At 68.4% G+C, this 7,026-nt stretch carries 6 protein-coding genes; 3 read left to right on the forward strand and 3 right to left on the reverse strand.

Going from position 1 to position 7,026, the window contains the following annotated elements:
* The coding region (locus tag WC493_RS20940; RefSeq protein ID WP_373068184.1) for an RND family transporter at nt 1-1,226 on the forward strand (1,226 nt) is incomplete at its 5' end.
* Nucleotides 1,227-1,255: 29 nt separating this feature from the next.
* Nucleotides 1,256-2,905: a DUF1302 domain-containing protein gene (locus tag WC493_RS20945; protein ID WP_373068186.1), complete on the forward strand. Its 1,650-nt coding sequence runs from the start codon at nt 1,256-1,258 to the stop codon at nt 2,903-2,905.
* A 51-nt stretch (nt 2,906-2,956) separates the two neighbouring features.
* Here WC493_RS20945 and WC493_RS20950 read toward each other — a convergent pair whose 3' ends face one another.
* Together WC493_RS20950 and WC493_RS20955 are read right to left on the reverse strand one after the other, a co-directional pair.
* Complete coding sequence (locus WC493_RS20950) at nt 2,957-3,580, reverse strand: superoxide dismutase (RefSeq protein ID WP_373068188.1); 624 nt, start codon at nt 3,578-3,580, stop codon at nt 2,957-2,959.
* A gap of 124 nt (nt 3,581-3,704) precedes the next feature.
* The gene (locus WC493_RS20955) at nt 3,705-4,835 is read right to left on the reverse strand and encodes a TIGR03364 family FAD-dependent oxidoreductase (RefSeq protein WP_373068190.1); all 1,131 of its coding nucleotides are present in this window, start codon (nt 4,833-4,835) and stop codon (nt 3,705-3,707) included.
* A 92-nt stretch (nt 4,836-4,927) separates the two neighbouring features.
* Between WC493_RS20955 and WC493_RS20960 the strand changes: the two genes are divergently transcribed.
* Nucleotides 4,928-5,860, forward strand: a complete 933-nt coding sequence (locus WC493_RS20960; RefSeq protein WP_373068192.1) for an SPFH domain-containing protein — start codon at nt 4,928-4,930, stop codon at nt 5,858-5,860.
* A 12-nt stretch (nt 5,861-5,872) separates the two neighbouring features.
* Here WC493_RS20960 and hemW read toward each other — a convergent pair.
* The coding region (hemW, locus tag WC493_RS20965) for a radical SAM family heme chaperone HemW (protein ID WP_373068194.1) at nt 5,873-7,026 on the reverse strand (1,154 nt) is incomplete at its 5' end.

A 7,026-nucleotide genomic window follows, 5' to 3' on the forward strand; every position in this document is an offset into this window, starting at 1 on the left:
TCACCAACCTGATCCTGATACCCGTGCTGCTCTCCTATGCCGGGGTCGGCCGGCGCGCCCGGCAGCGCGCCCTCCGGGCCGAGCAGCGCCCGCCCGGGGCCGGCTGGCGCCTGCTCGCCGGGATGACGCGGCGTGGCCCGGCTCTTGCCGTGCTGGCCGCCACCCTGGCGGTCGGGGCCGGCGGCTGGGTCGTCGCCCAGCGGTTGCAGATCGGCGATCTCGATGCCGGCGCGCCGGAACTCCGGCCCGAGTCCCGCTACAATCTCGATACCGCCTATCTGATCGGCCATTACGCCACCAGCAGCGACGTCCTGGTCGTGATGGCGGTGCCGACCAGGACCGCCTGCCTCGACTATCGCACCCTCGCCACCATCGACCGCCTGCAGGCGACGCTCGAACAGGTGCCGGGGGTCGAGGCGACCCAGTCCTATGCCAGCTATGCCCGCTGGGCCACCATGGGCATGAACGAGCAGAACCCCAAGTGGTTCGAGCTGATCGCCAACCAGCCGACCCTGAACCAGATAGCACCCCATGCCCCGCGCGAGCTGAAGTCGCTGAATTGCGATCTGCTGCCGGTCTACGTCTATCTGGCCGACCACCGGGCGGTGACCCTGGCGGCGGTGACCAAGGCGGCGGCCGACTTCATTGCCGCCGACCGCACCCCGGGGCTTCAGTTGAAGCTCGCGGGCGGCAATGCCGGCGTCCAGGCCGCCACCAACGAAGTCGTCGCCGGCGCCATGAACACCATGCTGCTCGGCGTCTATGGCGCCGTCGCCCTGCTCACCCTGATCGCCTTCCGCTCGGTCCGGGCGACCTTCTGCGCCCTGGTGCCGCTGGCGGTCACCTCGATCCTGTCGGAAGCGCTGATGGTCGAGCTCGACATCGGGGTCAAGGTGGCGACCCTGCCGGTGGTCGCCCTCGGGGTCGGTATCGGCATCGATTACGCGCTCTATGTGATCTCGGTGATGCTGGCCGGGATCCGCGCGGGCGAAGACCTCTACACGGCCTATCTCAGGGCGCTCCGCTTCACCGGCAAGGTCGTGCTGCTGACCGGATTCACCATGAGCGCCGGGGTGATCTTCTGGTTCTGGGCACCCATCAAGTTCCAGGCCGACATGGGCCTGATCCTGGCCTTCATGTTCCTGTGGAACATGGTGGGTGCCCTGGTGGTGGTGCCGGCCCTGGCCTATCTGGCCTGGCCGGCGGCCCGGCCCCGCCGGGCCTGAAATTCCAAGAAAAAAGGGAGGGCTGAACGATGAAGAAGAACGACGGGAAGACGGGGCGCCGGACCGGCCTCGGGCTGCTCTGCATGGCCGCGGCGGCACTGCCGGCGACGGCCCAGGCGGCCAAGCTGGACATAGCACCGGGGGTCGACGCCTCGATCACGATCAACGTGAAATACAGCACGATCTACCGCGTGGCCGAACCGGACCACGCCAATCTGATCAACCTGAACGGCGACGACGCCACCCGCTCCTTCGACAGCGGCTTCGTCTCGAACCGGCTCGACACCACGGCCGAATTCGACCTCAAATACGGCGACTGGGGCGTCCGGGCGAGCGCCAACGCCTTCTATGATTCCGTCTACCGCCAGGACAACGACAATAATTCGCTCAACACGCTGAATTCGACCGGCACCGCGGTCGACGAATTCACCGGCGCCACCAAGGAATATGCCGGCGGCCCCCGGGTCGCCCTGCGCGACCTCCTGGCCTTCGGGCGCTACGACCTCGGCGACATGCCGCTGACCTTCCGGGTCGGCCGCTTCGCCCAGCTCTGGGGCGAGAGCCTGTTCTTCGGCGGCAACGGCATCGCCGGCGCCATGGCGCCCGCCGACGGCTACAAGGCTTCCGCCTCGCCCGGTTCGGAATTCAAGGACATCGTCCTGCCGGTGGCGCAGATCGCCGGCACGCTGCAGGTCAGCGACCATTTCGCGATCTCGGCCTATTACCAGTTCGAATGGCGCAAGACCCAGCTCGCCCCCGCCGGTTCCTATTTCTCCACGACCGACATCCTGGACAAGGGCGGCGAGCGCCTGCTCTTCAACGGCGCCCCGCCGGCCTTCCAGTACCACCTGACCCGGGCCGACGACATCGATCCCGAGCCGGCAGAGGGCGCCTTCGGCGTCAGCGCCACCTTCCGGCCCGAGGGCGACACGTCCATCGCCCTGCACGCCCTGCAGTACAATGCGATGACGCCCAGCGTCTATCTGCAGCCGACCCTGGCCGGCCTGATCTTCCTGGGCGGCGGCGCGCCGCCCGCGACCACCGACCTCGGCGACTACAGCCTGGTGTTTCCCGAGAAGATCAAGCTGGTCGGCGCCAGCCTGTCGACCACGATCGACGACGCCTATGTCGGCGTCGACGTGAACTACCGCTGGAACATGCCGCTCAATGCCGGGAGCCTGATGGTCATGCCGGGCCAGCTCGCCGACAACGACGGCCACCCGCTCTACCCGGTCGGCCGCATGGCCTATGCCCAGGCCTCCTACATCAACGTCTTCCGCGGCGATCTTCTGTGGGACGACATCAGCGTGGCGGGCGAAGTGGCGGCCAACTACCGGGTCGGCGTCGACGACAATGCCGCCAAGATGAACCCGCTCGCCAGCCATTTCGCGGCGGCGATCGGGGCCAATTTCACTGCCAACTACTACCGCGTGATGCCGCGCCTCAACCTGGCGGTGCCGGTCACCGTGACCTATGGCCTGAAAGGCTATTCCAGCGATCCGGCCTCGCTGAACGGTGTCCGCGAGGGCACGGGCAATGTCGGCGTCGGGCTGCGCGCCACCTATGACACGGTGTGGCAGGCCCAGATCCTCTACAACTACTACATCGGCGAGGTGGGCGACGGTCAGGCCCTGTCCGACCGCGACTACGTCAGCTTCTACGTCACCCGCTCGTTCTGAAAGCAAGAAGGGCGGCGGCCCTGCGGCCGCCGCCCCTTCGAAACTTTCCGCTCAGACGCCAGCGTCGAGGCTGGTGGTGTCCTCGATCCGCTTCTCGACGAAGCTCCAGTCGATCAGGCTGTCGATGAAGGTCTCGGCGAAGCCCTTACGGTTGTTGCGATAGTCGATGTAATAGGCGTGTTCCCACACGTCCATCACGGCGAGCGGGTGCTTGCCGGCGGTCAGCGGGGTCTCGGCATTGCCGGTGGTGGAGATCGCCAGCTTGTCGCCGTCCTTGGTCAGCCACACCCAGCCCGAGCCGAACTGGCCCAGCGCCGCGGTGACGAAGGCGGTCTTGAAGGCGGCGAAATCGCCGAAGCCCTTCTCGATCAGGCCCGAGACGGCGGCCGACGGCTTGCTCGAGCCCGGGGTCGAGAGCGACAGCCAGTAGAGCGAATGGTTGAAATGCTGGCCGGCGTTGTTGAAGAGCTTCTTCGCGGCCGGGTCGGCGGCGGCGATCTTGGTCACTTCCTCGATCGACTTGCCCTGGAGCGCCGGGGTCGCCGCCACGATCTCGTTCGCGACGGTGATATAGGCCTGGTGGTGCTTGCCGTGATGGTAGGAGAAGCTCTCGGCCGAGAGCGCGGGGGCCAGGGCGGCCGGGTCGAATTTCAGGGCGGGAAGCTTGAAGGCCATGTCGCGATCCTCTTGGTTGAAACGGCGGCGAGGCGGTTTCTGGAATCCTTCGCCGCTTCGCTGCAAGTGTCTGATCATCCCCGCTAATCACATAAGACGGGGCGCCGGCCGACGCCAGTGTTTTCTAGGCGAGCCAGCCCTCCAGCGCGTCCTCGGCCAGGGCGAAGGCGGTCGACATGCCGGTGCCGCTGGTCACCATGACGGCGCGCACGCCAGGGGCTGCGTCCTCGATCAGGGCGGCCTCGGTCGCATGGTGAGGATAGACCCCGATCCAGCGTTCGACCACCCGCTCGTCGGCGAGATGCAGGGCACGTCTGGCATGGCCGACCATGAGGGCATCCACCGGCTCCGGCTGGAACGGATCGTGGGTCGGGCCGTAGTGGTGGGAGTCGCCGACCACCAGCGAGCCGTCGGCCGATTGCACCACGATCAGGTGGATACCGTTTTCGAGGCTCGGCCCCTCCTCCGCCGCCAGGCGCTTCTTCAGGGCCTCGGCCGCCGGCAGTTCGGCGAAACCGAGGTAGCGGCCGAGCGACAGGTCGTTCATGACCGAGCCGGGCAGCACCCAGCCCGCCCCCTGCGGCGCCAGGCGCAGCATGTGCAGCTTGCAGAGGTCGAGCGAATGCCGGGCCCAGAGTTCGGGATAGAGGGTGAGGAAATCGCCGCCAGGGCAGACCACCGCCTGGCCCGCCTCGATCATGCCCGCCGTGGTCTCGATCCGCGGCAGCTCGATCGCTTTGACCAGGGCCTGACGGAGGAAGGTGACGCCCATCGCACCCTCGAGCCAGGCGGCGAGCTGCGGCACCGCTTCCCGCGACTCGATCCGCATCTCGTGCGGGCTCCACAGGCAGGCGGCGGCATCCTCGTGGCGGAGCAGGGGCAGGCGGTCGGCCATCTGCGTCGGCCCCAGCATTTCGCAGGACTCGCCCATCTCGCTCGCGCAGAAGGCTTCGACCACGGCCGCGGCTTCCGGCCGGTGGGCGATCACCGCGGTACCCCGGTGCAGCACCCGGATGCCCGCCCGGGGCGCCACGTCGGCCCAGATCTCCCGGCTCCGCCGGGCCCGGTTCCACACCGTGCCGGCCTGCTGGCCGGTCACGGTGACGAAGCCGAAATTGCGGATCGTGGCGCCCACGGCGAAGGCGTCGCGGTCGATCACCACCACCCTTTTGCCCGCCCTGGCGGCAGCCAGCGCATGGGCGAGGCCGACGATGCCGGCACCGACAACGGCGAGATCGTAAACGCGGGACGACATGGGGGCTCCCTGAAGCGAAAGCGTTACACTATATGGATCTCGTCACGGGGGGTGACGGTGCCGGCGGGCGCCGGCCAGCAAGGGGGAAGATCATGTCCATGTTGAACCCGAAGGGTGGCGCCGGTCCAGCCTTGAACCTGCGGCGCATCGGCCTGATCGCCGGCCTTGTCGCCGCCGGCACCGTGGTGATGTCGAGCTTCTATACGGTCGACGAGGGCGAAGCGGGCGTGGTGCTCAGGAACGGCGCCGTCCATGACGTCGCGACCCCCGGCCTGCACTTCAAGCTGCCGCTGATCGACCAGGTGGTGACGCTCTCGACCCGGACGGAGAAGCTGAACCTGCCGCAGGTTGCCGCCTATTCGCAGGATATCCAGGGGGCGGAGCTGAACATGTCGGTCAACTACCGGATCACCGCGGGGGCGGCCAAGGAGATCTACGCCAGGCTCGGCGTCAATTACGCCGACCGGATCCTGGTGCCCACCCTGCTCGACCGCACCAAGGCGGTGTTCGGCCGCTTCAGCGCGCCGACCATCGTCGGCGAGCGCGCCCGCCTGGTCGCCGAGATCACGGATTCGCTCCGCGAGGCGGTGAAGGAGGAAGGCATCATCGTCGAGAGCGTGCAGATCGAGAACATCGACTTCTCGGACGCCTTCGAACAGGCGATCGAACAGCGCATGCAGGCCGAGGTCGAGGTGACCCGGCTCCGCCAGAACCTGGAGCGGGAAAAGGTCCAGGCCGAAATCCGCCGCACCGCTGCCCAGGGCCAGGCCGATTCGACCGTGGTCCAGGCCCGGGCCGAGGCCGATTCCCGTGCCCTCCAGGCCAAGGCGGAAGCCGACGCCATCCGCCTCCGCGGCGAAGCCGAAGCGGCCACCCTGCGCGCCAAGGCCGACGCCATGCGCGACAACCCGGGCCTGATCGAAATGATCCGCGCCGAACGCTGGGACGGCAAATTGCCCCAGACCATGGTGCCCGGCTCGGCCGTGCCCTTCATCGAGATGGATCAGGGCAGCAGCCGGCGCTGACGGCCCGAGGGGTCAGGCGAGCAATTCGCCGAGCAGCGTGTTCAGCACTTCGCGGCCCCGGGTGGTGGCGAAGAGGCGATCGCCGGCCAGGTGCAGGAAGCCGCCGTCGACCAGGCGCTGCAGCCGCGCCGGCGAGACCAGTTGCTCGAAGGCGGCGCCGCCCAGGCGTTCGATCCGGCCGAGCGGTACGCCTTCGGCGAGGCGGAGCCCCATCATCAGGGCTTCGTCGACCTGGGTCGCGGCGTCGAGTTCGGCCAGGGTCTCGGTGCCGTCGCCCTGGCGGCGCACATGGTCGAGCCAGGTTTCCGGCTTGCGGAAGGCGGCACTGGCGAGGCGGGTGCCGTCCCGGCCGGGCAGGCGGCCATGGGCGCCGGGGCCGATGCCGGCATAGTCGCCGTAGCGCCAATAGGTCAGGTTGTGGCGGCTCTCGTTGCCCGGACGGGCGTGGTTGGAGATTTCATAGGCGGGCAGGCCGGCCGCGCCCAAAACCTCCTGCGTCACCTCGAAGAGGGCGGCCTGGGCCTCCTCGTCGAGGGGCGACCAGTCGCCCCGGCGCACCGCGGTATGGAAGGCCGTGCCTTCCTCGATGGTGAGCTGATAGACCGAGAGGTGATCCGGCCCGAAAGCCAGCGCCTGGTCGAGTTCGCGGCGCCAGGCCTCGACGGTCTGGCCGGGCCGGGCATAGATCAGGTCGAAGGAGACGCGGGGAAAGGTCTCCCGCGCCACGGCGACCGCCGCCAGGGCTTCCGCCGCCGAATGCTGCCGGCCGAGGAAGCGGAGATCGCCTTCCTGCAGCGACTGCACCCCGAGGCTGGCGCGATTGACCCCGGCGGCGGCGAAGTCGCGGAGCTTGCCCGCCTCGACCGAGGTCGGATTGGCTTCCAGCGTGATTTCGATATCGGGGGCAAAGGCCCAGGCCTTCGCCGCCGCGCCGATCACCGCCGCCACTGTCGTCGGCGCCATCAGGGACGGCGTGCCGCCGCCGAAGAAGATCGAGGTCAGAACCTTGCCCGGCGTCAGCGCCGCGACCCGCCCGACCTCGGCGACCAGCGCCCTCGCCCAGGTTTCGTGTTCGACGCTGTCGCGGACATGGCTGTTGAAGTCGCAGTAAGGGCACTTCGACTTGCAGAACGGCCAGTGGACATAGAGCGCGAGGGCGGCGGGAT

This window comes from Zavarzinia sp. (assembly GCF_041650655.1).
Lineage (GTDB): Bacteria > Pseudomonadota > Alphaproteobacteria > Zavarziniales > Zavarziniaceae > Zavarzinia.